Source organism: Clostridium punense (genome assembly GCF_017874425.1).
In the GTDB taxonomy this organism is placed as follows: Bacteria; Bacillota; Clostridia; order Clostridiales; family Clostridiaceae; genus Clostridium_J; species Clostridium_J punense.
This window is the reverse complement of record NZ_JAGGLL010000009.1, coordinates 111,372-135,763: the sequence shown is the minus strand read 5'-3', so window position 1 is coordinate 135,763 and position 24,392 is coordinate 111,372. Positions and strand designations below refer to the sequence as shown.

At 33.2% G+C, this 24,392-nt stretch carries 29 protein-coding genes; all 29 read left to right on the top strand.

Translation table 11 applies throughout. The features are described from left to right. Window positions 1–20: 20 nt before the first annotated feature. The 29 genes from J2Z44_RS07445 to citF all read left to right on the top strand — a co-directional run bounded on the left by J2Z44_RS07445 (window position 21) and on the right by citF (window position 24,145). Window positions 21–683, top strand: a complete 663-nt coding sequence (locus tag J2Z44_RS07445; RefSeq protein WP_021285445.1) for an adenylate kinase — start codon at window positions 21–23, stop codon at window positions 681–683. After that, on the top strand, window positions 670–1,416 hold the full coding sequence (gene map / locus J2Z44_RS07440) for a type I methionyl aminopeptidase (protein ID WP_021285446.1): 747 nt from the start codon (window positions 670–672) through the stop codon (window positions 1,414–1,416). Before J2Z44_RS07445 ends, map begins: the two co-directional genes overlap by 14 nt. A gap of 13 nt (window positions 1,417–1,429) precedes the next feature. Beyond that, window positions 1,430–1,711: a KOW domain-containing RNA-binding protein gene (locus tag J2Z44_RS07435; protein WP_021285447.1), complete on the top strand. Its 282-nt coding sequence runs from the start codon at window positions 1,430–1,432 to the stop codon at window positions 1,709–1,711. A 7-nt stretch (window positions 1,712–1,718) separates the two neighbouring features. After that, entirely contained in the window at window positions 1,719–1,937 is a 219-nt protein-coding gene (gene infA, locus J2Z44_RS07430; RefSeq protein WP_021285448.1) for a translation initiation factor IF-1, read from the top strand. Between the two features lie 15 nt (window positions 1,938–1,952). Next, window positions 1,953–2,066 (top strand): 50S ribosomal protein L36, encoded by a 114-nt coding sequence (rpmJ, locus tag J2Z44_RS07425; protein ID WP_003373491.1) that lies wholly within the window; start codon window positions 1,953–1,955, stop codon window positions 2,064–2,066. A 37-nt stretch (window positions 2,067–2,103) separates the two neighbouring features. Next, on the top strand, window positions 2,104–2,472 hold the full coding sequence (rpsM, locus tag J2Z44_RS07420) for a 30S ribosomal protein S13 (RefSeq protein WP_021285449.1): 369 nt from the start codon (window positions 2,104–2,106) through the stop codon (window positions 2,470–2,472). Window positions 2,473–2,487: 15 nt separating this feature from the next. Further along, entirely contained in the window at window positions 2,488–2,880 is a 393-nt protein-coding gene (rpsK, locus tag J2Z44_RS07415) for a 30S ribosomal protein S11 (protein WP_021285450.1), read from the top strand. A 19-nt stretch (window positions 2,881–2,899) separates the two neighbouring features. Then, window positions 2,900–3,520 carry a 30S ribosomal protein S4 gene (gene rpsD, locus J2Z44_RS07410; RefSeq protein ID WP_021285451.1) on the top strand — a complete coding sequence of 207 codons (621 nt, stop codon included), beginning with the start codon at window positions 2,900–2,902 and terminating at the stop codon, window positions 3,518–3,520. A 63-nt stretch (window positions 3,521–3,583) separates the two neighbouring features. Beyond that, window positions 3,584–4,531 carry a DNA-directed RNA polymerase subunit alpha gene (locus tag J2Z44_RS07405; protein WP_021285452.1) on the top strand — a complete coding sequence of 316 codons (948 nt, stop codon included), beginning with the start codon at window positions 3,584–3,586 and terminating at the stop codon, window positions 4,529–4,531. Window positions 4,532–4,543: 12 nt separating this feature from the next. Then, a complete protein-coding gene (rplQ, locus tag J2Z44_RS07400) occupies window positions 4,544–4,885 on the top strand; it encodes a 50S ribosomal protein L17 (protein ID WP_021285453.1) in 342 nt (113 codons plus the stop codon). Window positions 4,886–5,120: 235 nt separating this feature from the next. Further along, a complete protein-coding gene (locus J2Z44_RS07395) occupies window positions 5,121–5,978 on the top strand; it encodes an energy-coupling factor transporter ATPase (protein ID WP_031272001.1) in 858 nt (285 codons plus the stop codon). Continuing rightward, window positions 5,963–6,814 (top strand): energy-coupling factor transporter ATPase, encoded by an 852-nt coding sequence (locus tag J2Z44_RS07390; protein ID WP_021285455.1) that lies wholly within the window; start codon window positions 5,963–5,965, stop codon window positions 6,812–6,814. The genes J2Z44_RS07395 and J2Z44_RS07390 overlap by 16 nt, the downstream gene beginning before the upstream one ends. Before the next feature lie 36 nt (window positions 6,815–6,850). After that, window positions 6,851–7,648, top strand: a complete 798-nt coding sequence (locus J2Z44_RS07385; RefSeq protein ID WP_021285456.1) for an energy-coupling factor transporter transmembrane component T family protein — start codon at window positions 6,851–6,853, stop codon at window positions 7,646–7,648. Window positions 7,649–7,771: 123 nt separating this feature from the next. Continuing rightward, the gene (gene truA, locus J2Z44_RS07380; protein WP_021285457.1) at window positions 7,772–8,506 is read left to right on the top strand and encodes a tRNA pseudouridine(38-40) synthase TruA; all 735 of its coding nucleotides are present in this window, start codon (window positions 7,772–7,774) and stop codon (window positions 8,504–8,506) included. A gap of 217 nt (window positions 8,507–8,723) precedes the next feature. Then, entirely contained in the window at window positions 8,724–9,158 is a 435-nt protein-coding gene (rplM, locus tag J2Z44_RS07375; RefSeq protein ID WP_021285458.1) for a 50S ribosomal protein L13, read from the top strand. Window positions 9,159–9,182: 24 nt separating this feature from the next. Further along, entirely contained in the window at window positions 9,183–9,575 is a 393-nt protein-coding gene (rpsI, locus tag J2Z44_RS07370; protein WP_021285459.1) for a 30S ribosomal protein S9, read from the top strand. A gap of 271 nt (window positions 9,576–9,846) precedes the next feature. After that, window positions 9,847–11,466 (top strand): Na/Pi cotransporter family protein, encoded by a 1,620-nt coding sequence (locus tag J2Z44_RS07365; RefSeq protein ID WP_209649458.1) that lies wholly within the window; start codon window positions 9,847–9,849, stop codon window positions 11,464–11,466. 879 nt (window positions 11,467–12,345) lie between these two features. Then, window positions 12,346–12,636, top strand: coding sequence for a DUF2325 domain-containing protein (locus tag J2Z44_RS07360; protein ID WP_021285462.1), 291 nt, complete (start codon window positions 12,346–12,348; stop codon window positions 12,634–12,636). A gap of 58 nt (window positions 12,637–12,694) precedes the next feature. Next, complete coding sequence (gene cwlD / locus J2Z44_RS07355) at window positions 12,695–13,399, top strand: N-acetylmuramoyl-L-alanine amidase CwlD (RefSeq protein WP_021285463.1); 705 nt, start codon at window positions 12,695–12,697, stop codon at window positions 13,397–13,399. Between the two features lie 143 nt (window positions 13,400–13,542). Continuing rightward, a complete protein-coding gene (locus tag J2Z44_RS07350; protein WP_209649457.1) occupies window positions 13,543–14,520 on the top strand; it encodes a GntR family transcriptional regulator in 978 nt (325 codons plus the stop codon). Between the two features lie 21 nt (window positions 14,521–14,541). After that, complete coding sequence (glmS, locus tag J2Z44_RS07345) at window positions 14,542–14,949, top strand: methylaspartate mutase subunit S (protein ID WP_021285466.1); 408 nt, start codon at window positions 14,542–14,544, stop codon at window positions 14,947–14,949. A gap of 121 nt (window positions 14,950–15,070) precedes the next feature. Continuing rightward, the gene (gene glmL, locus J2Z44_RS07340; protein WP_021285467.1) at window positions 15,071–16,486 is read left to right on the top strand and encodes a methylaspartate mutase accessory protein GlmL; all 1,416 of its coding nucleotides are present in this window, start codon (window positions 15,071–15,073) and stop codon (window positions 16,484–16,486) included. A 1-nt stretch (window position 16,487) separates the two neighbouring features. Continuing rightward, window positions 16,488–17,939: a methylaspartate mutase subunit E gene (locus J2Z44_RS07335; RefSeq protein ID WP_209649456.1), complete on the top strand. Its 1,452-nt coding sequence runs from the start codon at window positions 16,488–16,490 to the stop codon at window positions 17,937–17,939. A 208-nt stretch (window positions 17,940–18,147) separates the two neighbouring features. Further along, a complete protein-coding gene (locus tag J2Z44_RS07330) occupies window positions 18,148–19,389 on the top strand; it encodes a methylaspartate ammonia-lyase (protein ID WP_021285469.1) in 1,242 nt (413 codons plus the stop codon). A 306-nt stretch (window positions 19,390–19,695) separates the two neighbouring features. Further along, a complete protein-coding gene (locus J2Z44_RS07325; RefSeq protein WP_021285470.1) occupies window positions 19,696–20,538 on the top strand; it encodes a fumarate hydratase in 843 nt (280 codons plus the stop codon). A 25-nt stretch (window positions 20,539–20,563) separates the two neighbouring features. Further along, window positions 20,564–21,121, top strand: a complete 558-nt coding sequence (locus J2Z44_RS07320; RefSeq protein WP_021285471.1) for a Fe-S-containing hydro-lyase — start codon at window positions 20,564–20,566, stop codon at window positions 21,119–21,121. Between the two features lie 170 nt (window positions 21,122–21,291). After that, on the top strand, window positions 21,292–21,555 hold the full coding sequence (citD, locus tag J2Z44_RS07315) for a citrate lyase acyl carrier protein (RefSeq protein WP_021285472.1): 264 nt from the start codon (window positions 21,292–21,294) through the stop codon (window positions 21,553–21,555). An 11-nt stretch (window positions 21,556–21,566) separates the two neighbouring features. Beyond that, window positions 21,567–22,439: an HpcH/HpaI aldolase/citrate lyase family protein gene (locus J2Z44_RS07310; RefSeq protein WP_021285473.1), complete on the top strand. Its 873-nt coding sequence runs from the start codon at window positions 21,567–21,569 to the stop codon at window positions 22,437–22,439. Between the two features lie 167 nt (window positions 22,440–22,606). Then, window positions 22,607–24,145 (top strand): citrate lyase subunit alpha, encoded by a 1,539-nt coding sequence (gene citF / locus J2Z44_RS07305; protein WP_209649455.1) that lies wholly within the window; start codon window positions 22,607–22,609, stop codon window positions 24,143–24,145. The last annotated feature ends 247 nt before the right edge of the window (window positions 24,146–24,392 follow it).

Below are 24,392 nucleotides of genomic sequence, written 5' to 3'. Positions count from 1 at the left end.
TTATTTTGGAGTTGATACTAGTGAAAATAATTTTATTAGGTCCTCCGGGAGCCGGAAAAGGAACACAAGCTAAATCAATAAGCAATAACTACTCCATACCGCATATATCCACTGGAGATATCTTTAGGAAGAATATTTCTGAAAGAACGCCTCTAGGAATCGAAGCTAAGAAGTATATTGATAGAGGGCACTTAGTGCCTGATGAATTAACCATAGATATTGTAAAGGATAGGTTAATTGAAAAAGACTGTGATAATGGTTTTTTATTAGATGGCTATCCAAGAACTGTAAATCAAGCTGAAGCCTTGGAGATCATGCTTAAAGAAAGAGGAGAAAAACTTGATACAGCTTTATTAATAAAAGTTCCTAAAGAGTTTATTATTGATAGAATGACAGGGCGAAGAGTATGTACTACTTGTGGAGCTAGTTATCATATAAAATATAATCCAACTAAAATTGCAGGTAAATGCGATATTTGTGGAAACTTTGTGATACAAAGAGATGATGATACTGAGGAAACAGTTGTAGAACGTCTTGATATCTATGATGCTCAAACCCAGCCTCTTATAGAGTATTATACAAATAAAAATCTATTATCAGAGGTTGATGGAACTCAAGCTATTAATGATGTTTTTAAGAATATCTGTGGTATCTTAGGAGCGATAAATAGTGATAATAATTAAAAGTGATATGGAATTAACATATATGAAAGATGCAGGTAGAGTTGTTGCTGAGACCCTTGCAATGATTGAAAAGGTAATAAAACCTGGAATAACCACTGCAGAAATTGATAAGTTAGCTGAAACGTTCATAAGATCACATGGTGCAATACCATCTTTCAAAGGTTATGGTGGTTTTCCGGCTTCCATATGCGCATCAGTTAATGATGTAGTAATTCATGGAATACCTAGTAATAGGATATTAAAAGACGGAGACATTATTAGTATTGATTGTGGTGCAATACTTAATGGATATCATGGAGATGCAGCAAGAACTTTTCCAGTAGGAAATATATCTAACGAAGCACAAAAGCTTATTGAAGTAACAAGAGAAAGTTTCTTTAAGGCTGTGGAGAAAGCTGTAGTTGGTAATAGACTTACAGACATCTCATCAGCAGTGCAAAAGCATGCTGAGAGTATGGGATACTCCGTGGTTAGGGATTTTGTAGGCCATGGTATTGGCAAGTCAATGCATGAAGATCCACAGGTACCTAATTATGGTGTTGCTGGCAAAGGACCTAAGCTAGTCCATGGTATGGTACTTGCAATTGAACCTATGATTAATATGGGTAGTTATAAAGTAAAAATTAAACCAGATGGATGGACAGTAGTTACAGGTGATGGTAGTCTTTCAGCACATTATGAAAACACTGTAGCGATAACAACTAATGGTCCTGAAATACTAACTTTGAGCTAATGAGGTGACTAGGGTGGATGATAACAGCCTTATAGGTAAGGTAGTACATTCTAAATCAGGTAGGGATAAAAATAGATGTTTTATAATAGTTGGTATAATTGATACTAATTATGTCTATATTTCAGACGGAGACCTTAGAAAAATTGAAAAGCCCAAGAAGAAGAGAATTAAACATTTAGTTTTCACGGATATTGTGGCTGAAGAAATTAAAGATTTACTTTTAAGCTGTGAAAAAGTTAGTAATTCTAAGATTGTGAAGTTTTTGCAGGTTGAGGATAAAATTGAGGAGGTTTGATTACCTTATGTCAAAAGATGATGTTATTGAAATGCAAGGGGTAGTATTAGAATCGCTACCAAATGCAATGTTTCAAGTTGAGCTAGAGAGTGGGCATAAAATTTTAGCACATATCTCAGGAAAATTAAGAATGAATTTTATAAGAATTTTGCCAGGCGATAAGGTTACAGTAGAGCTTTCTCCATATGATTTGACGCGTGGGAGAATAACTTGGAGAGATAAGTAATAAGGAGGGTTAGCCATGAAGGTAAGACCATCAGTTAAACCTATATGTGAAAAATGTAAAGTTATAAAGAGAAAAGGAAGAGTAATGGTTATCTGTGAAAATCCTAAACATAAACAAAAACAAGGCTAATAAATAAGTAGATATACTTAGGAGGTGTAAGTTGTAGATGGCAAGAATAGCAGGTGTTGACCTACCAAGAGAAAAGAGAGTTGAGATAGGTCTAACTTATATATTTGGTATTGGATTACCAAAATCACACGAAATACTTGAAGCTACAGGCATAAATCCTGATACAAGAATTAAGGATTTAACTGAAGAAGAAGTTAACGCATTAAGAGATTATATAAATAAAAGCATACTTGTTGAAGGTGACTTAAGAAGAAAAGTTGCTCTAGACATAAAAAGACTTATGGAAGTTGGATGCTACAGAGGTATTAGACATAGAAGAGGACTTCCAGTAAGAGGACAAAAGACTAAAACTAATGCTAGAACAAGAAAAGGCCCTAAAAAAACAATGGCTGGTAAGAAGAAATAGTAAGGAGGGAATACAATGGCTCAAAAAGTTAAAAGAAGTAGAAGAAAAAAAGAAAGAAAAAATGTTGAGCACGGTGCTGCACACATTAAATCTACTTTCAACAATTCCATCGTTACACTTACTGACGCAGCAGGAAATGCATTGTCATGGGCAAGTGCAGGTGGATTAGGATTTAGAGGATCAAGAAAAAGTACTCCATTCGCAGCACAAATGGCAGCTGAAACAGCAGCTAAAGCAGCTATGGAGCATGGATTAAAAAGCGTTGAAGTTTACGTTAAAGGACCAGGTGCAGGAAGAGAAGCAGCTATAAGATCATTACAAGCTGCAGGATTAGAAGTTACTTTAATTAAAGACGTAACTCCAATTCCTCACAATGGATGTAGACCACCAAAAAGAAGAAGAGTTTAATTAACAGGAGGTGTAATTAATGGCAAGATATACTGGAGCTAGTTGCAGAATATGCAGAAGAGAAGGCCTAAAGCTTTTCCTTAAAGGTGACAGATGTTTCACTGAGAAGTGTGCATTCACAAGAAGAGGATATGCACCAGGACAACACGGACAAAGCAGAAAGAAATTATCTAACTATGGAACACAATTAAGAGAAAAACAAAAAGCTAGAAGAATATATGGAGTTCTTGAAGGTCAATTCAGAAGAACTTATGAAATAGCTGAAAGACAAAAGGGAATTACAGGTGAGAACTTATTAAGACTTTTAGAATTAAGACTTGATAACGTTGTTTACAGATTAGGATATGGTAGCTCAAGAACTGAGTCTAGACAATTAGTTAACCATGGACATTTCTTAATTAATGGCAAAAAGGTTGACATTGCATCATATACAGTACAAGTGGGAGATGTAATATCAGTTAGAGAAAAAAGCAGAGCTTCTGAGAAATTTAAAGTATTTGCTGAGAATCCAAAAACTTTACCTAACTGGTTACAAGGAGATGTAGCAACATTCGAAGGAAAAGTTGTTTCATTACCTGCTAGAGAAGATATAGATGTTCCTGTAAACGAAACATTAATCGTTGAGTTATACAGTAAATAGTCAATAATTTAATCAGTTGCCCTCAATATAAAAAAACCACTTAATATAAAAGGAGGGTTATATATGTTAGAAATAGAAAAGCCAAGAATAGAATGTGTAGAAACCGCTGAAAATGGTACATATGGCAAGTTTGTTGTTGAGCCATTAGAAAGAGGTTATGGTATAACTTTAGGTAATGCATTAAGAAGAATTCTTCTTTCTTCATTACCTGGAGTTGCTGCTAATTCCATTAAAATAGATGGTGTTCTTCATGAATTTTCAACTATATATGGAGTGAAAGAAGATGTTGCTGAACTAATTCTTAACATTAAGGGCTTAGCCTTAAAAATGAATGGAGAAGGTTCAAGAACAGTATATATAGATGCACAAGGACCTGGAGAGGTTACTGGTGCTGATATTAGAACTGACGGTGATGTAGAAGTTGTTAATAAAGATATCCATATTGCCACTTTAGATGATGATGGAAAGTTATATATGGAAATCAATGTTAATAAAGGCAGAGGTTATGTGTCTCAGAGCAAAAATAAAACTGAAGACAAACCTATTGCAACAATCCCTGTAGATTCAATATATACTCCGGTTAAAAAAGTTAACTATACAGTTGAAAATACAAGAGTAGGACAAATTACAGATTATGACAAATTAACTATAGAAATTTGGACAAATGGAACTATTAGACCTGATGAAGCTATTGGTTTATCGGCTAAGATTCTAATCGAACACTTTAAATTATTTATGACATTGACAGATCATGCTGATGATGTTGAAATAATGGTTGAAAAAGAAGAAGATAAGAAAGAAAAAGTTCTAGAAATGACTATAGAAGAACTTGACCTTTCTGTTAGAAGCTTTAATTGTTTAAAGAGAGCTGGTATAAATACAGTTCAAGAGTTAACAGAGAGATCAATGGATGACATGATGAAAGTTAGAAACTTAGGAAAGAAATCTCTTGAAGAGGTTGAACAAAAACTTGAAGCTTTAGGTTTATCCTTTAAACCAAGCGAGGAGTAAGGAGGTATAGACATGGCACAGCAACGTAAGTTAGGACGTCCAACTGACCAAAGAATCGCAATGCTTAGAAATCTTACAACTAGTTTTTTAAAGCATGGTAAAATAGAAACTACTGTAACTAGAGCAAAAGAAACTAAAAGGTTAGCTGAGAAAATGATAACTCTTGCAAAAAGAGGAGATCTTCATGCAAGAAGACAAGTGCTTGCATTTGTTACAGAAGAAGAAGTTGTTAAAAACTTATTCGAAAACATAGCTCCAAAGTATGCTGACAGAAATGGTGGATACACTAGAATTATGAAAGTGGGACCAAGAAGAGGCGACGGAGCAGAAGTTGTTATATTAGAATTAGTATAGTAATTAAAGGGGATTAAGTAAGCCTAACTTAGTCCCCATTTTGCTATAATTTAAAGCCTTAAGAAAATCATATCTATTTTATAGTTATTAAGGCAAAATTTTTAGGTTCCATATAAATAAGTTTATTAATTAAAAATAGTTTGCACATAAATAAGTGTGTGAAACTACTTTTTATGGAGGGATAAATGAAGTGAGTAAAAATGATTATATTGAAAATAAATCCCCTCAAAAACTAATGGAGAACAGTTCTGATATAAAGGAGATAATTAGTGAAGAATTAAGATTTAGTTATCCTCCTGATAGTGAAGGAAATAGTAAAGTTGCCATAGATGGAGTGAATATAACTATAAATAAGGGTGAGTTTGTAGTTATTTTAGGACATAATGGGTCAGGAAAATCTACTTTTGCAAAGCATATTAATGCACTACTAACTCCTACAGAAGGAAAGCTATTTGTGTCAGGGTATGATACAAGTAAAGAAGAGAATATTTGGAGTGTTAGAAACAAAGCTGGCATGGTGTTTCAAAATCCTGATAATCAGATTGTAGCTACAATTGTAGAAGAAGATGTAGCTTTTGGACCAGAAAATTTAGGTGTTGAACCATCAGAAATAAGAAGAAGAGTAGATGAATCATTAAAAAAAGTTAATATGTATAAATATAAAAATCATGGGCCACATTTATTGTCTGGAGGACAAAAGCAAAGGGTAGCTATTGCTGGAATATTGGCTATGAGACCAGAATGTATAGTACTAGATGAGCCTACTGCTATGCTAGATCCTTCTGGAAGAAAAGAAGTTATTAAAACAATTACTGAATTGAATAAAAAGTATGGTATAACTATAGTTCTTATAACTCATTATATGGAAGAAGCTGTGGAAGCAGATAGAATATATGTTATGGATTCAGGAAAAGTTGTAATTGAAGGTAAACCTAAGGACGTTTTTAAGCAAGTAGAAACTATGAAAAACTTAGGTTTAGATGTTCCACAGATGACAGAGCTAGCATATGAATTAAGCAAGAGTGGGATTCATATTAAGGAAGATATATTAACTATAGATGAGATGGTGAATGAATTATGTCAATTAAGATAGAAAACTTAACTCATGTATATATGGAAAAGACTCCTTTTGAAAAGAGAGCCTTAGATAACATTAATGTTCAAATAAATGACGGTGACTTTGTAGCCTTAATTGGACACACTGGTTCAGGAAAGTCTACTCTTATTCAACATATGAATGGACTATTAAAGCCCACCAGAGGAAAAATCATAGTAGATAATGTAGACATTACTGCATCTGGAGTAAAGCTTTCTGACATAAGAAAAAAGGTTGGCCTCGTATTTCAATATGCTGAATATCAGCTTTTTGAGGAAACGATAGAAAAAGATATTGCCTTTGGACCTAAAAACTTGGGATTATCTGAGGATCAGATAAAAGAAAGAGTTATAAGGGCCATGAATATAGTTGGATTAGACTACGAAAAATACAGGAATAAATCACCTTTTGAATTAAGTGGCGGTCAAAAAAGAAGAGTAGCTATTGCAGGTGTGGTAGCTATGGAGCCTAAAATATTGATACTAGATGAACCTACTGCTGGATTAGACCCAAAAGGCAGAGATGAAATTCTTGGTCAAATTGCAGCATTACATAAGGCTTATGATATGACAATAATATTAGTTTCGCATAGTATGGAGGATGTTGCTAAAGTATCTAATAGAATTTTAGTTATGGATAATGGACAATGCATTTTAGATGGTCCACCAGAGAAAATTTTCAAAGAAATTAGCACTCTTGAAAGTGTGGGTCTTGCGGTTCCTAAAGTCACTTATTTAATAAGAGAGCTTAATGCAAAGGGATTTAACCTTCCAGATAATATTTTCACGTTAGAACAAGCTAAAAAGGAAATACTTAGAGTTTTAAAAGGTTAACAGATATACCTTTGGGTGAACTTTGGAGGCGTAGATATGATTAAAGATATTACAATAGGTCAGTATGTCCCTGGTGATTCTTTTGTACACAAACTAGACTCAAGAGTTAAAATAATGTTATCAATGTTATTTATTATAGACTTATTTTTGATTAAGAATTTTCAGGGGTATATTTTTATACTTTTATTTACAGCATTAGCTATAGTTATTTCTAAAATCCAATTAAGATATATTTATAAGGGATTAAAACCTATATTTGTACTAATGTTAATTACAGCTCTTTTTAATGTGTTTTTAACAAAAGGTGAAACCATACTGTTTCAACTTGGGTTTTTAAAAGTATATAAAGAGGGGCTTATTCTGGCACTGTTTATGGTGTTAAGATTAACATTTTTAATTATAGGAACATCTTTATTAACTCTTACAACCTCACCAATTGAACTTACTGATGGAATAGAAAAGTTACTAAATCCGTACAGAAAAATTGGAGTACCTGCCCATGAACTTGCAATGATGATGACTATTGCCCTAAGATTTATACCAACTTTAATGGATGAAACTGATAAAATAATGAAGGCGCAAAAAGCAAGAGGGGCAGATTTTGAAAGTGGAAATATTGTTCAAAGAGCAAAGAACCTAATTCCACTGCTAGTTCCTTTATTTATCAGTTCTTTTAGAAGAGCTGATGAGCTAGCTATGGCTATGGAAGCAAGATGCTATAGAGGTGGAGAAGGAAGAACAAGAATGAAGGTGTTGAAGCTAACCAACAAAGATACTGTAGCTATAATTTCCTTTATAATTCTTACTATAATTATAATTTTTATGAGATTTTAGCCTAAGTTATCTATAGTACAGGGGTAAGGTTAATTAGGTACATTATTATTTAATTTACAAAAAGTATATAAATTAAGGTTACTAATTTAGCATACCTAATGCAAGGAGTATAGAGATTTTGCAATGAGAAATATTAAGTTAGTGTTAGAATATGATGGAACTAATTATGCAGGCTGGCAAAGGCAGAAGGAATTCTTAACTATACAGGGTATAGTAGAAGAAGCTATTCACAAACTTACCGGTGAGGAATTAAATATTATTGGTTGTAGTAGAACGGATAGTAAGGTTCATGCTAGAGCCTATGTATGCAATTTTGTTACTTCAAGTAGAATACCAGCTGCAAAATTTAGAGAAGCATTGAATGATAAATTACCAGAAGATATTGTGGTAATAGAATCTAGTGAGGTTGATGAAAACTTTCATTCTAGATATCACAGCAAGGGTAAGATGTATTGCTATACTATTTATAATTCACCAGTAAGAAGTGCTATAGATAGAAATTATGTATATCACCATAAAGGAAACTTAAATATTGAGTTTATGGAAGAGGCAAGTTCATACTTTTTAGGAACCCATGACTTTTCTGCTTTTCGAAAATTAGGAAGTTCAGTGAAGAGTACAACTAGAACTATACATGATTTAAGGATTGAGAAAATAGGAGACTATATAAGAATTTACATCTCTGCTGATGGGTTTTTATATAATATGGCAAGAATAATAGTAGGAACCTTAGTTGAGGTTGGTTCAGGAAAAATTCATCCATCTTCTATAAATGAAATTATTAAATCAAAAGATAGAACTAAAGCAGGAAAATCATTGCCACCACAAGGGTTAACTCTTGTGGAAGTATATTATTAAGATAAAATATATATGTTTCTGCATAGAAAATGTATTTTATATAGTATCATAAATTTCTTCTAACTCATGGATTAATAATATTTTTAATAATTGACACACGTGGCAAATTGTATTATAATATTCATGTTTGTATAAGAAATAAACTTGTGTATAAGATCCACTAGCCCCGGGTCTTTAGCATAGAATGGACACTGTTAAATATCAGGGAGGGAAAAAAATGAAATCATACTTAGCAAAGAAAAATGAAGTTCAAAAAAAATGGTATGTAGTAGACGTTGAAGGAATGACTTTAGGAAGAGCTGCAAGCCAAATAGCTTCAATATTAAGAGGAAAAAATAAACCAGAATTTACACCAAACGTTGATACTGGAGATTTCGTTATCGTTGTTAATGCAGAAAAAATTGTTTTAACTGGTAAGAAATTAGATCAAAAAATGTTAAGACATCACTCACTATATCCAGGTGGATTAAAAGAAACTCCATACAGAGAAGCTATAGCAAAAAAACCAGAATTCGTATTTGAAGAAGCTGTAAGAAGAATGCTTCCAAAAGGAGTTTTAGGAAGACAAATGCTTAAGAAATTAACTGTTTACAGAGGACCAGAGCATAAGAATCAAGCTCAAAATCCAGAAGTATTAGAGTTAAAATACTAGTGAGTATTGGAAGGAGGAATTAACATGGCAAAGGTTCAATTTTATGGAACAGGTAGAAGAAAAAAATCAGTTGCAAGAGTAAGACTTGTACCAGGTGAAGGTAAAGTTGTTATAAATAATAGAGATAGCGAAACTTACTTTGGATTAGAAACTTTAAGAGTAATAGTTAACCAACCATTAGTTTTAACTGGAACTAAAGATAAATTCGACGTACTAGTTAACGTACATGGTGGTGGATACACAGGTCAAGCTGGAGCTATAAGACATGGTATTTCAAGAGCTTTATTAAAAGCTGATGAAAACTTAAGACCAGAACTTAAAAAAGCTGGATTCTTAACAAGAGACCCAAGAATGAAAGAAAGAAAGAAATACGGTCTTAAAAAAGCAAGAAGAGCTTCTCAGTTCTCAAAAAGATAGTATTTACAAACTACTTTCACAAGTATGTTCAATATTGCCTAAGGGTAATGAGATACATAAAGAGAGTACATACAAAAGTATGTACTCTTTTTTATTTGATAATAAGACAAGCTTTTTAGTCAGAATAATATATTTCAATTAAAAAGACTTGACAGAACATTAATAGTATGTGTAAAAATATACTTTTAGGCTATATTTATAACTGTATGATGAGGTATTAAGATATATACATATTAAATAATTATAATATTTTATAACTAGGAGGTAGCTTATGGACGTCGTATTATTGCTTATAAGCCTTTTTGGAGGATTAGGTATATTCTTATACGGTATGAAAATGATGGGGGATGGACTTGAGAATGCCGCAGGAGATAAATTAAAGGGAATATTTGATAAAATAACTTCAAATCCAGTGAAAGGTATTTTAACTGGTGCAATAGTTACTGCTGTAATACAAAGTAGTAGTGCAACAACAGTAATGGTTGTAGGGTTTGTTAATGCTGGCCTTATGAATTTATTTCAAGCAGCGGCTGTAATAATGGGGGCTAATATTGGTACTACAATAACAGCACAAATAATATCCTTTAAATTTGATGCGATAGCTCCACTATTCTTAGCTATAGGAGCAGCTATGGTGCTTTTTGCAAAAAATAGAAAAGCTCGTGAGATAGGAAACATAGTGTTAGGTTTTGGTATTTTATTCTTGGGATTAGAGTTAATGTCTGCAGCAATGTCACCATTAGCAGAATCTGATTTCTTTAAGAACTTAATTATAAGATTAAAGGGTCATACTATTCTTGGACTTTTACTTGGTATGGTAATGACTGCAGTAATTCAAAGTTCCTCAGCATCGACAGGAATACTTGTAGCGTTAGCATCAACGGGTTCTCTACCTTTTGAAATAGCAGTTCCAATTTTATTCGGATGTAACATAGGAACTTGTGTAACCGCATTAATCGCAAGTATAGGAACTTCAAAAACTGCAAGAAAAGCAGCTTTAATACATCTATTTTTTAACGTTATAGGTTCATTAATGTTTATTCCATTTGTAGGCCAATTTACAGCTCTAGTTACATGGATAAGTCCAGGAACTACAGGTGCTGATGTACAAAGACAAATTGCTAATGCCCATACTATATTCAATATTATAAATACATTTATATTGGTTTGGTTTATCAAGTATTTAGTTGCCCTTGTAAATTTCATAATCCCTGGTGATGATGAGCGTGAAGAGATGGGATTAAAGTATATTGATGAAAGACTGTTAGAGACACCTGTAATAGCATTTGGTCAAACTACTAATGAGATCATAAGGATGGCTACAAAAGCTAAGGAAAACTTAGAACTTGCAATGAAAGGCTTTAATGAAAATAGTGATACTCTAATAAAGAAAGCTTATGAAAATGAGAGGTTAATAAACTTATTAGATAATGATATAACTAAGTTCTTAGTAAAACTATCAAACTCTGAACTTGGTGAAGAACAAAAATCTTTAGTTGGAGCATATTTCCATGCTGTTAATGATATTGAACGTATAGGTGATCACGCTGAAAATATTGCAGATTTAGCAAGTGAAAAGATCACAAAAGGACTTCAGTTTTCTGAAGAAGCTATGAAAGAACTAATGGGAATGTATAACTATACTATAAATTCCTTAGAGCTTAGCATAGAGTGCTTTAAAGAGTTTAATAAGGAAAAGGCTTCTAGTGTTAGAGGCATAGAAGAAAGAATTGATAGTCTAGAAAAAGAACTAAGAAATTCTCACATAAATAGACTTAATGCAGGGGTTTGTAATGCCACTGTAGGAACAATATTTCTTGATATAATTAGCAACTTTGAGAGAATAGGGGACCACGCAGTGAATATAGCAGAGATAATTACAGAAGCTTAGTTTTAAGGAAATATTGTCATAAGCTTAATTATTGAGGCATAAATAGGATTTTAAAGAAACTGTATCATAGTGCACAAGTATGCATGGTGAGCAGTTTCTTTTTTTATATAAAAAAATAGAACTAGTTAAGTTAAGGGCTTAAAGTATCCAATTACTTTTAACTATAGGGCCCTATGATGAGATTTTTATTTATTCATATCCAAAAACCTTAAGAGAACCAGGGTAGCGCTCAGATATAAGCTAAGGTTTAACTTTAGTTCCCTATAGCAAAGCTTGTGCTTGTATAAAAAGAAAACTTCAGTAGACATAGTTTTAACTTTTACAAAATATAAAATTATTTACAAGATAATAAATTAAAGTGAAGCTATATTTTCTTGATTCTGGCGATAACTTATAAAAACATTTATTTGCTTAACTTGAGGTTATAATTATACTATTTGAAATTAGAAAAGGCTGATTTAAAACAGTTTGTATGAAGTTTGGGTTGAGTCAACCTTTATACACTTCTCTTGTAGTAGTAAGAAGTAGTAATACTTAAAATTCTATGTAACAATTTTAAAAACTATATTTACAACTTTCACCAGAAATGATATCATAGCAATATAAGTGATATTGATTATCAATATCATAAAGTTAGGATTTAAATATTTTTAGCATATATGTTTTATAAGTGAAGATATATTTTAAAGTTCATCAAGAGATTCTTATATGAAATCACTTTATTAATATTAAATGATATTAATGTATAAGCTGGGAAAGTTTAATTTTCATTAGAGCACATATAGTAAAAAGTATAGAGTTATTATTTTAAATAGAAAGTTTTTATAAAGAAATAAATTATATACATATTACCTATAAGTTAATAGAGGAGAGAGTTTAATGAGTGTAGTTATTATTGGTGGACATGAGAGAATGGAAAGAATTTACATAAGTACAGGTGAAAAACATGGATGCAAGGTTAAGGTTTTCACTAAAATGCCAAGCGATTTAGGAAGAAGGATAGGAAACCCTGATTATATTGTGATGTTTACAGATGTAGCTTCACATAAGTTAGTGCTTTCAACATTAAAGATATCAAAGAAAAAGAATATACCAAGTTTTAGACTTCACAATAGTAGTCTTCAGACCTTAGAGAATGCCTTAACAGAAATAAAAGAGTTAAAGCATTAATAAAATGTAGACAAGTTGAATAGATATAATTACAGAACAATATTTGTAGGGTGGGTGTATGATTAAAAATAAAAGATTGTTTGTAATTTTATCAGTAGTAATATTAGCATTAAGCCTAATATTTACTATTAATTTTAAGTCTTTTTTATCTGTATTCGAAGATAGTACCACGAGGGTTATTTTAATTGATCCAGGTCATGGTGGAATTGATGGAGGGGCATGCTCTAGTGATGGAGTGTGTGAGAAGAATATTAATTTAAGTATTTCTTTAAAGCTAGATGAATTGCTAAAAAAGGATGGATATAAGGTTGTTTTAACTAGGTATGAGGATAGCGGGCTATATACAGAGGGTAAATCAGTTAGAGATAAGAAAATTGAGGACCTTAACAAACGTGTGGCAATGAAAAAGGATACTGAATGTGATTTATTTGTTAGTATACACTTAAATAAGTTCCCACAAGCTGATTGCAAGGGTGCACAGGTGTGGTATTCAAGACATGAAGATAGTATGAACTTTGCAAACTTAGTCCAAGAAAATTTAATAACTGACTTGGACCCATCCAATAAAAGAAAAGCTAAGCCAGCTGAAACACACTATAAGGTACTAAGGTCCAATGATACCATGCCAGGGGTCATTGTAGAATGTGGATTTTTAAGCAATAACGAAGAGGCAAAGAAGTTAAGTACAGATGAATATCAAACTAAAATTGCCGAATCTTTATATAAATCTATAAGCATGTACTTCAAAAACGGAGAAAACTAGAGGAAATAGTCTACTTATCTTGTATAAAGTAGACTTTTTTTTATATTTGAGTATATAAGCCTTTTGAAATAAGTTAGTCCATATGGTATTATGATATTGGCAATGGATTAGTCCATTAATCCAAATACTTGGGAGGTGCTAAGGTGAACATTATATTAGATAAAAAAAGTGGTGTGCCACTATATATTCAAGTAAAAAAACAGATAATGGACCTTATAAAAGAAGGTGCTCTCAAGGTTGGAAACAAGATGCCAACTGAGCGAGAATTATCTCAAGAGCTTAAGGTAAGTAGAAATACAATTAGTGCTGCTTATAAGGAACTTGAATTGAATGGAGTTTTAAGATCCATTCAAGGCAAAGGAACCTTTGTAGCAGAAGAAGTAGTTTCTTGGAAAAGTCAAGACAGCCAAAAGAAAATAACAAAACTAGTGGACCTTGCCTTTGAGGAAGCTTTGGAAATAGGAATTGAAGCCGATGATTTCTTAGAGATAGTTACAAATAGAGTTAAGGAAAAGAAACAATTGATGGATAAGATAACTGCTGCCTTTGTTGAGTGCAATATAGAGCAGGCTAGAATGTTTAGCAAGCAGTTAACTAAAACTACCAATATGAATGCAATACCATTAACTGTAGGTGACCTTGAGAATATAAATGATGAAATTAAAGACAAGCTACAAAAGTGTCAAGTAGTTATTGCCACTTTTAATCATGTAAATGAAGTAAATAATCTTTTAAGGGATTATGACAAAGAAGTTTTAGGAATTGCAATTAACCCAAATTTAGAGTCCATAGTAAAAATTGCTAGACATCCTTCAGATACAAAATTTGCATTTATTTGTTTATCTGAGGAGTTTATATTTAAAATTAAAGCTGCTTTAGAAAATGCAGGGTTGGATGATTTGCCAGTAGAGTACTTCAATGAAACTGATGAAGAAAAACTAGGAAGTTTAATTGATAACTCTGATGTATTGATTGTTACACCAGGTAGATATAAGGACGTATGTAAGCTAAATAAAGAGAACAAAGAAATTATAGAGTTTTCTTATAGCTTAGATGAAGGTTCTGTTAAAGCGCTTAAATCAAAAATCATAGAAATAAGATACCAAAAAAATTACATTTAATTGTTTAGGAGGCTTTTTAAAATGGAAAAAAAGACTTTAGTTCTTGGAGTTATTGGAGCAGACTGTCATGCAGTTGGTAACAAAATATTAGACTATGCTCTAACTGAGGCAGGATTTAATGTTATCAACATTGGAGTTTTATCACCACAAGAGGACTTCATAAATGCAGCAGTTGAGACTAATGCAGATGCAATCGTGGTTTCTTCACTATATGGTCATGGTGAGATAGACTGTAGAGGACTTAGAGAAAAATGTGATGAGGCAGGATTAAAAGGTATAAAGCTATATGTTGGAGGAAACATAGTTGTAGGTAAACAAAACTGGGAAGAAGTTAAAGAAAGATTCGTAGCAATGGGCTTTGACAGAGTTTACCCACCAGGAACTACTTTAGAAACAACAATTCATGATTTAAAAGAGGATCTTTGTTAATAAAGGGAAAAACTCAAAGCTTTGCAAGAAGTGTAGCTTTGTTAGTTCCCTAAGGCTACTTAAGAGAAAAGTTAAATCTTAATCTTTAGAGCCTATATTAAAAGCAACTGGAGTGATTTAGGTGAATGCTTATTTACTTTTAGACTTTGGAAGTACCTATACAAAGCTTACAGCAGTGGATATTGACAATGAAGAAATATTAGCTACTGCAAAAGATATCACCACCATTGAAGATGATATCATGATAGGTTTTAACAAGGCCTATGAAAAATTAGAAAAACAACTTGAAGGAAAAGATGTAAACTTTGTTAAAAAGCTTGCGTGTTCTTCAGCAGCTGGAGGACTAAAAATGGTTGCTATTGGACTAGTTCCAGAGCTTACAGCAGAGGCTGCAAAAAGAGCTGCACTAGGTGCTGGGGCAAGAGTGTTAAAGGTTTACAGTTATGAACTTACTAAGGATGAAATTGAGGAAATTAGAAATTCCGATTTAGATATAGTACTTCTAGCTGGAGGAACTAATGGAGGAAATAAACAGTGCATTCTACACAATGCAAAGATGCTTGTAGAAGGAAATGTTAATCTTCCAGTAGTAGTGGCAGGAAATAAAAGTGCCAATGATGAAATAAGAGAACTTTTTAAAGAAGCAGGATTTTATTTCAGCATAACTCAAAATGTTATGCCACAGCTTAACACCTTAAATGTTGAGCCAGCTAGGGAAGAAATTAGAAAAGTATTTATGGAAAAGATTACTGATGCTAAGGGACTTTCTAATGCGGAAAGTTTTGTCAATGGTATACTTATGCCAACTCCTGCAGCAGTGTTAAAGGCTGCTAGGGTGTTAAGTGAGGGCAGTGATGAGGAAGAAGGCATTGGAGACTTAGTTATAATTGATATAGGGGGAGCTACTACAGATGTTCACTCTATAGCAGTAGGTGAACCAACCAAGCCTGGAGTTAATATGAAAGGCCTAGAAGAACCCTATGCTAAGAGAACTGTTGAAGGAGATCTTGGAATGAGATATTCAGCAGTATCCTTGTGGGAAGCAGCAGGAAGTAGAAAGCTTAGAGCATATCTTAAAGATGAGAAAAGAAGCATCAATTTAGAAGAAAAGTGCAGATATAGAAATGAAAATATAAGAATGGTACCTGCAACTGAGGAAGATGTTAAGTTTGATGAAGCAATGGCTAAAGTTGCTACAGAACTTTCAATGGAAAGACATTGTGGAACTATAGAGAGTATATACACACCAATGGGTGCTGTTTATAATCAAGTTGGAAAAGACTTAATGGAAATTAAATATATGATTGGTACCGGTGGAGTTCTTGTACATAGTAAAAATCCAGCGGATATCTTAAGGGCAGGAAATTTCAGTAAGGAAAACCCTATATCTTTAAGACCACAACATCCAAATTACTTATTGGATAAAACTTATATATTATCAGCAATGGGCTTGTTAGCTCATGACTATCCTGATAAAGCCGTGAGAATTATGAAAAAATATTTAATTGAAGTGTGTAATCACCAGGAGGGAAATTAAAGTGGAACTTAAAAATAAAAAAATGACTCAAGACGAGTTTTTTAAAGTAAGAGAAGAAGTTTTAGCACAATGGCCTACAGGTAAGGATATTAATCTTGAAGAAGCTATTGAATACAATAAACAAATCCCAGATCACAAAAACTTTGCTAAAAAATTAGTTGCTGCTAAAGAAGCTGGAATAACATTAGCACAACCAAGAGCAGGGGTTGCGTTAATAGATAAGCACATAGAATTACTTAACTATTTACAAGATGAAGGTGGAGCAGATTTACTTCCATCAACAATAGATAGTTACACAAGACAAAATAGATACGAAGAGTGCGAAGTTGGTATTCAAGAAAGTATAAAAGAAGGAAGATCATTATTAAATGGTTTCCCAGGAGTTAACCATGGTGTTAAAGGCTGTAGAAAAGTTTTTGAAGCTGTTAACTTACCTTTAGAGTCAAGACACGGTACTCCAGATGGTAGATTACTTGCAGAAATAACACATGCGTCAGGCTGGACTTCAAATGAAGGTGGCGGTATCTCTTACAATATCCCTTATGCTAAGAGTGTTACATTAGAAAAAACTATTCTTGACTGGCAATACTGTGATAGATTAGTTGGTTTCTATGAAGAACAAGGAATATCTATAAACAGAGAGCCATTCGGACCATTAACTGGTACATTAGTTCCACCAAGTACTTCAAATGCTGTAGCAATAATAGAAGCATTACTTGCAGCTGAGCAAGGAGTTAAAAATATTACTGTTGGATATGGTCAATGCGGTAACTTAATCCAAGACGTAGCGGCTATAAGAGCCTTAGAAGAGCAATGTGATGAGTACTTAAAAGCTCATGGACATATGAATGTATACTTAACAACTGTATTCCATCAGTGGATGGGTGGATTCCCAGCTGATGAAGCTAAAGCTTTCGGAGTAATTTCTACTGGAGCAGCTGCAGCAGCACTTGCAGGAGCTACTAAAGTTATAGTAAAAACTCCACATGAAGCTATTGGTATCCCAACAAAAGAAGCAAATGCTCAAGGAATAAAGGCTACAAAAATGACTTTAAACTTATTACAAGGTCAAAGAATGCCAATGTCTCAAGAGTTAAAGCAAGAAATAGAAATAATTAAAGCTGAAACTAAATGCATGATAGATAAGATTTACGAAGTAGGAAATGGTGACTTAGCAGTAGGAGCTGTTAAAGGTTTTGCTATGGGAATCATAGACGTACCATTTGCGCCAAGCAAATACAATGCTGGTAAAATGATGCCTGCAAGAGATAACAATGGTGCTGTTAGATACTTAAAATTCGGTAATGTACCATTTACAAATGAAATAAAAGCTTACAACATGAGAAAATTAGAGGAAAGAGGTAAGTTCGAAAGTCGTGAGGTTGGATTCCAAATGACAGTTGATGACATCTTTGCTGTAGGAAAAGGTAAGCTAGTAGGAAGACCAGAATAATTTAAATTTGAGAGAATCAAGCTACAAATTAATAATATAATAAAAGTTTGATTCTCTTATAAATATACTAAAGCAATGTTTTAAAAAGGCTTTAAAAATATATAAGCCTTAGGGAACCCAAATAGGTTCAGGGGTAGGCAGCTTAGGCTTTGGTTTCCTATAATATTTATATTACAAAGGAATTTTAAGAAAGTAAGGTGTATTAATAATGAAAATAGTTGATGTGGTATGTTCAGCTGGAAGAACAGGATTTTATTTTGATGATCAAAGAGCTATAAAAAAAGGCGCTGGTCATGATGGATTTACATATGTAGGGGAGCCAGTTACAGAAGGCTTTAGCTCAGTAAGACAAGCTGGGGAGTCTATATCTGTAATGTTAATACTTGAAGATGGTCAAGTAGCTCATGGAGATTGTGCTGCAGTTCAATACTCTGGAGCAGGTGGAAGAGACCCACTATTCCTTGCAAAAGATTTTATACCTGTTATAGAAAATGAAATAGCACCAAAACTTATAGGAAGAGAATTAGAAAGCTTTAAGGCTTTAGCTGAAGAGTTCGACAAAATGAATGTTGGAGGACAAAGACTTCATACTGCAATAAGATATGGAATAACTCAAGCTATTCTTGATGCAGTTGCTAAAGCTAAGAAAGTAACTATGGCTGAAGTTGTTAAAGAAGAATACAACACAGGAGTAGAAATTAAGAGAATTCCTATCTTCACTCAATCTGGAGACGATAGATACATCAATGCTGATAAAATGATTATAAAAGGTGCTGACGTAATGCCACACGCACTAATCAACCATGTTGCTGATAAACTTGGTAACAATGGAGAAAAATTAAAAGACTATGTTAAATGGTTAAGTGATAGAGTTCTTAAATTAAGAACAAGTGAAGATTATAGCCCAGTATTCCACATTGACGTTTATGGAACAATTGGAGCTGCATTCAATTACGATATAAAAGCAATGGCTGATTATATTGCAACTTTAGAAGAAGCTGCTAAACCTTTCAAATTAAGAATTGAAGGACCAATGGACGTTGAGCATAGAGAAAGACAAATGGAAGCACTAAGAGACTTAAGAGTAGAGTTTGAAAACAGAGGCATAAACGTAGAACTTGTTGCAGATGAATGGTGCAACACTTACGAAGACGTTGTATTATTTGCTGATAATAAAGCAGGACACATGCTTCAAATTAAAACTCCAGACTTAGGTGGAGTAAACAATATAATAGAAGCAATATTATATTGCAAAGAAAAAGGAATAGGCGCTTACTGTGGTGGAACATGTAATGAAACAAACAGATCTGCTGAAGTTTGCACTAACATTGCTATGGCTTGTGGAGCAGACCAATGCTTAGCTAAACCAGGTATGGGTGTTGACGAAGGTTACATGATCGTTAATAACGAAATGAATAGAGTAATTGCATTAGTTAACAGAAGAAAATAGTACACCTATGGTGAAATGAAAAGGCGGTTTATTTAAACTGCCTTTTTCCATATATTATTTTGTACAATATTCTCATATATAATGTGATTTATGCAAATAATTTAAAGATGGATAGGGTCATTTTTATCTAATGGAATTTTGGAAGGAGAATTATATAATCCTTTTCAGGCGAGAGTTTATTGCTAAAATTTAAACTTTGGTGTAACGAAGGTGCCTTTGTTTATTTAAATCTCATTCCAAAGTCGTTGAAGAAAATGAACTTATTCATAAATAAATAAAACCCAAAAAAATTAGGGAGGCGTGAAAATGAGACAAATTAATGTTGAAAAAGTAACTGAAGTTGTTAGACAGCTTTGCATAGATGCAAACTACTACTTAGGTGATGATATAAAAAATAGATTAATACAAGCTAGAGAAAAAGAAGATTGGGATATAGCAAAGGGAATATTAGATCAAATAATAGAAAATGCAAATATAGCAAAAAATGAAGATATGCCAATGTGCCAAGACACAGGAGTAACTTGTGTATTCTTAGAAATAGGTCAAGACGTTCATTTTGAAGGTGGAAACCTTGAAGAGGCAATAAATGAAGGAATCAGAAGAGGATACAATGAGGGATTCTTAAGAAAATCAGTAGTTAAGGACCCATTAGATAGAGTTAATACAAAAGACAATACACCAGGAATGATATACTACAATATAGTTCCAGGGGATAAGGTTAAAATAACTGTAGCTCCAAAGGGCTTTGGTTCTGAGAATATGAGTCAATTAAAAATGCTTAAACCATCAGATGGACTTAAGGGAGTTAAGGAGTTTGTATTAAAGGCTGTTAAGGAAGCAGGTCCAAACCCATGCCCACCAATCATTGTTGGGGTAGGAATTGGGGGAACTTTTGATAAGGCAGCAACACTTGCTAAAAAATCCTTAATTAGACCAGTAGAAGAAAGAAACTCAAACCCTTACTATGCAAACTTAGAGGAAGAACTACTACAAGAGATAAACAACTTAGGAATAGGACCACAAGGTTTTGGTGGAAGAACAACAGCTTTAGCTGTAAATATTGAAACTTATCCAACTCACATTGCAGGACTTCCTGTAGCAGTAAATATAAATTGCCATGCTACAAGACATGCAGAAGCAGAGCTTTAATATTAAATAAGGGGGACAATAACCTATGGAAAAAAGAATAACTACACCACTTACAGCAGAAAAGGTTAAAGACTTAAAAGCTGGAGACAGTGTGCTTTTAAGTGGTACAATTTATACTGCAAGAGATGCAGCACACAAAAGATTAGTAGAATTATTAGAAAAAGGTGAAGAACTTCCAATAGATGTTAAGGACTCAGTAATTTATTACGTTGGACCAACTCCAACAAAGCCTGGAATGACTTTTGGTTCAGCTGGTCCAACTACAAGCTATAGAATGGATGCTTACACTCCACAACTATTAGAAAAAGGCTTAAAAGGAATGGTTGGAAAAGGTTTAAGATCACAGCAAGTAGTTGAGTCAATGAAAGAAAACACTGCTGTTTATTTTGCAGCTATAGGTGGAGCTGCGGCTTTAATTGGAAAGTGCGTTAAGGCTTCAGAAATGGTTGCTTATGAGGATTTAGGAGCTGAAGCAATAAGAAAGCTTCAAGTGGAAGACTTACCACTAGTTGTGGTTATAGATAGTGAAGGAAACAACCTTTACGAAATGGGAAAAGAAGCTTATCTACAAAGCAGAAAATAATAAATTTAATTAGTAGTAGTTTAATATTTGTGTAAGGATTTAGTAAACAAGGTAATCATGCCATGTAAACTAAATAATAGGCACTAAGTAGATATTTTTAAGGAAATTAACAATTACTTATAGAGGAAAACTTATAAGTAATTGAACAATTGAAATACTGAGGTGATAATATGGAAATCAATAAGATTTCAAAGGCAGGAACAGTAGAATCAAATGATATATATATTGTTATGATGCCAAACCCTGAGGGTGGAATAGAGCTTGAGCTTGAAAGTATTGTAATGAAACAATTTGGTGAAGAAATAAGAAGAGTAATCCTTGAAACTCTAGAAAATTTAGAAGTTAAAAATGCTATAGTAAAAGCACAGGACAAGGGCGCTCTTGATTACACAATTAAAGCAAGAGTAGAAACTGCTGTTAAGAGAGCACAGTAGGAGGTTTTAAAATGAAAAAATTAAGAAGAACAATGCTTTTCATGCCAGGAAACAATCCAGGGATGCTTCAAAATGCAGGAATTCTAGGTGCAGACTCTATAATTCTAGACCTTGAAGATGCGGTAAGTCTTACAGAAAAAGATAGTGCTAGAATATTAGTTAGAGAAGCTATAAAAAATGTAGATTATAGTGATGTAGAAGTAGTAGTTAGAGTTAATCCATTAACTACTGAATATGCTCGTGAGGATATAAATGTAATTGCAAGAGTAAAGCCAGATGCTCTTATGATTCCAAAAGCTACTGAAGAAGAGCTTATGGAAATTAATTCAATGCTAGATAAAATTGAAGAAGAAGAAGGCTTTGAAAAAGAAAGCATAAAACTTATACCACTAGTAGAAAGTGCTTACGGAGTAGAAAATGTTTATAACATAATTAAAGCTTCTAAAAGAATTGTAGGAATACTACTTGGTGGAGAAGACTTAACTTCTGATTTAGGAATAAAGAGAACTAAAGAAGGAGAGGAAATCTTCTACGCTAGAAATAAGGTAGCTGTAGCTTGCAAAGCAATGAAAGTAGATGCTATTGATACTCCATTTACAGATACTAATGATTTTGAAGGCTTAGAAAAGGACACAAGAAAAGCTAAGTCTCTTGGAATGACAGGAAAAGCTTCTATAAATCCAAGACAAATAGATACAATTCATTCTGTATATGCCCCAACTAAAGAGGAAATAAGACATGCAGAAAGAGTTTTAGAAGCTATGGAAGAAGCTAAAAGAGAAGGTAAGGGAGTGTTTTCTCTAGACGGAAAAATGGTAGATGCTCCAATTATCAATAGAGCTAAAACTACTATAGATCTTGCTAAAGTTCTAGGATTAATTTAGAGTAATTGAAGCTAAACTTTAGAAGATAGATATGAAGAAATTTTATGGCAGATGTGTAATTCAAGTCATATTTAAATTTAGTTGCTTTATAACTGTAAAAATTAATTACTAAATTTAAGAGCACATGTCTGATATGAATAGCAAAAATGCAAATTTGAGGTGAGATTATGAAAAACCTATTAGGAAGAGAACTTCCAGAATATATAGAAGGCTACGGAGATGTTAACCCTTTTGAAGGTGCCTTTAGTAATATGGAAAGCAAGGCAAAACAAGCTGTCATGGTTAAACCAGTAACTCCAGGAGATCAAAAGCTATATAATTCCCTTGAAGAAGTTTTAGATAAAGTAGAACTTAAAGATGGAATTACAATCTCCTTCCATCATCATTTAAGAAATGGAGATCATGTTCTTAACATGGTGGTAGATGCCATTGCAAAAAGAGGAGTTAAAGATATAACTGTAGCAGCAAGTTCCATATTTCCTGTGCATTCACCATTGGTTCAGCATATAGAAAATGGTGTTGTAACTAAAATAGTTGCTAACTATATGTCTGGTCCTGTAGCAAAGGCAGTATCCATGAGAAGATTAAAGTACCCAGCAATAATGCACACTCATGGTGGAAGAGCTAGAGCTATAGAAAGCGGAGACCTACATATCGATATAGCCTTTATTGCATCACCGACCTGTGATGAATATGGTAATATTAGTGGTCTTTTTGGAAAGTCAGCTTGTGGAGCTTTAGGCTATGCAGTGCCAGATGCAGAGTATGCAGACACTGTAGTTGCAATAACTGATAACTTAGTACCATATCCAAACTGTCCAATAGAAATAAATCAAACTTACGTTGATTATGTAGTTAAGGTTGAATCTATTGGAGATCCAAAAGGAATCGTTTCAGGAACAACTCAAATAACTAAAGACCCAATTGGGCTTAAAATAGCAAAAATGGCTACAGACGTAATGATGGCTTCTGGTCTTGTTAAAGAAGATATGTCCTTTCAAACAGGAGCAGGTGGAATATCTCTAGCTGTGGCAGCAGAACTTAGAGAAATAATGAAAAAGCAAGGTATAGTAGGAAGCTTTGCTTCAGGTGGAATCACTGGCTACTTAGTAGATATGTTCAGAGAAGGTTTATTTAGAAACCTATTTGATGTACAATGCTTTGACTTAAAAGCAGTTGAATCCTATGCATCTTCTCATAAACATATGAGAATGTCAGCTTCCATGTATGGAAACCCACACAACAAGGGAGCTTTAGTCAATAACCTTGATATAGTAATTTTAGGAGCTACAGAAATAGATACAAACTTTAACGTAAACGTAACTACAGCTTCTGATGGAACTATAATGGGAGGTTCTGGTGGACATAGTGACACTGCGGCTGGAGCTAAGCTTAGCATTATTGTAACTAAGCTTACAAAGGCAAGACTTCCAATTATAAAGGATAAGGTTACAACTGTGACTACTCCAGGTGAGAGCATAGATGTAATTGTTACTGAAAGAGGAATAGCGGTAAATCCAAGAAGACAGGATTTAATCCAAAAATTAAAAGCTACAAATCTTCCAGTAATGACTATTGAAGAGCTTAAGGAAGTAGCTGAAAAAATCACAGGAACTCCAAAAGCTATAGACTTATCTGATGAGGTTGTAGCAGTTGTAGAATACAGAGATGGAACAGTAATAGATGTAATTAAAAAACCACTATAAACTAAAAATTATAATAAACTGTCTTAGAGAAGTTAGAGATGCAATTGTTGTACTAACTTCTTCAGGACAGTTTTTTTCTTTTCATAAGGCATCTGAAAATAAAACACCATTCATGGTTAAGATTACCTTCCTGTGTTATAATATTACTAATCATTACCTATATTATGTAGTAGTGGACTTTTAATTAGAAAGTTAAAAAGTAAGTAAAAGTTCTAAGGGTGTAATATTCTTAAAGGAGTTTATTAAG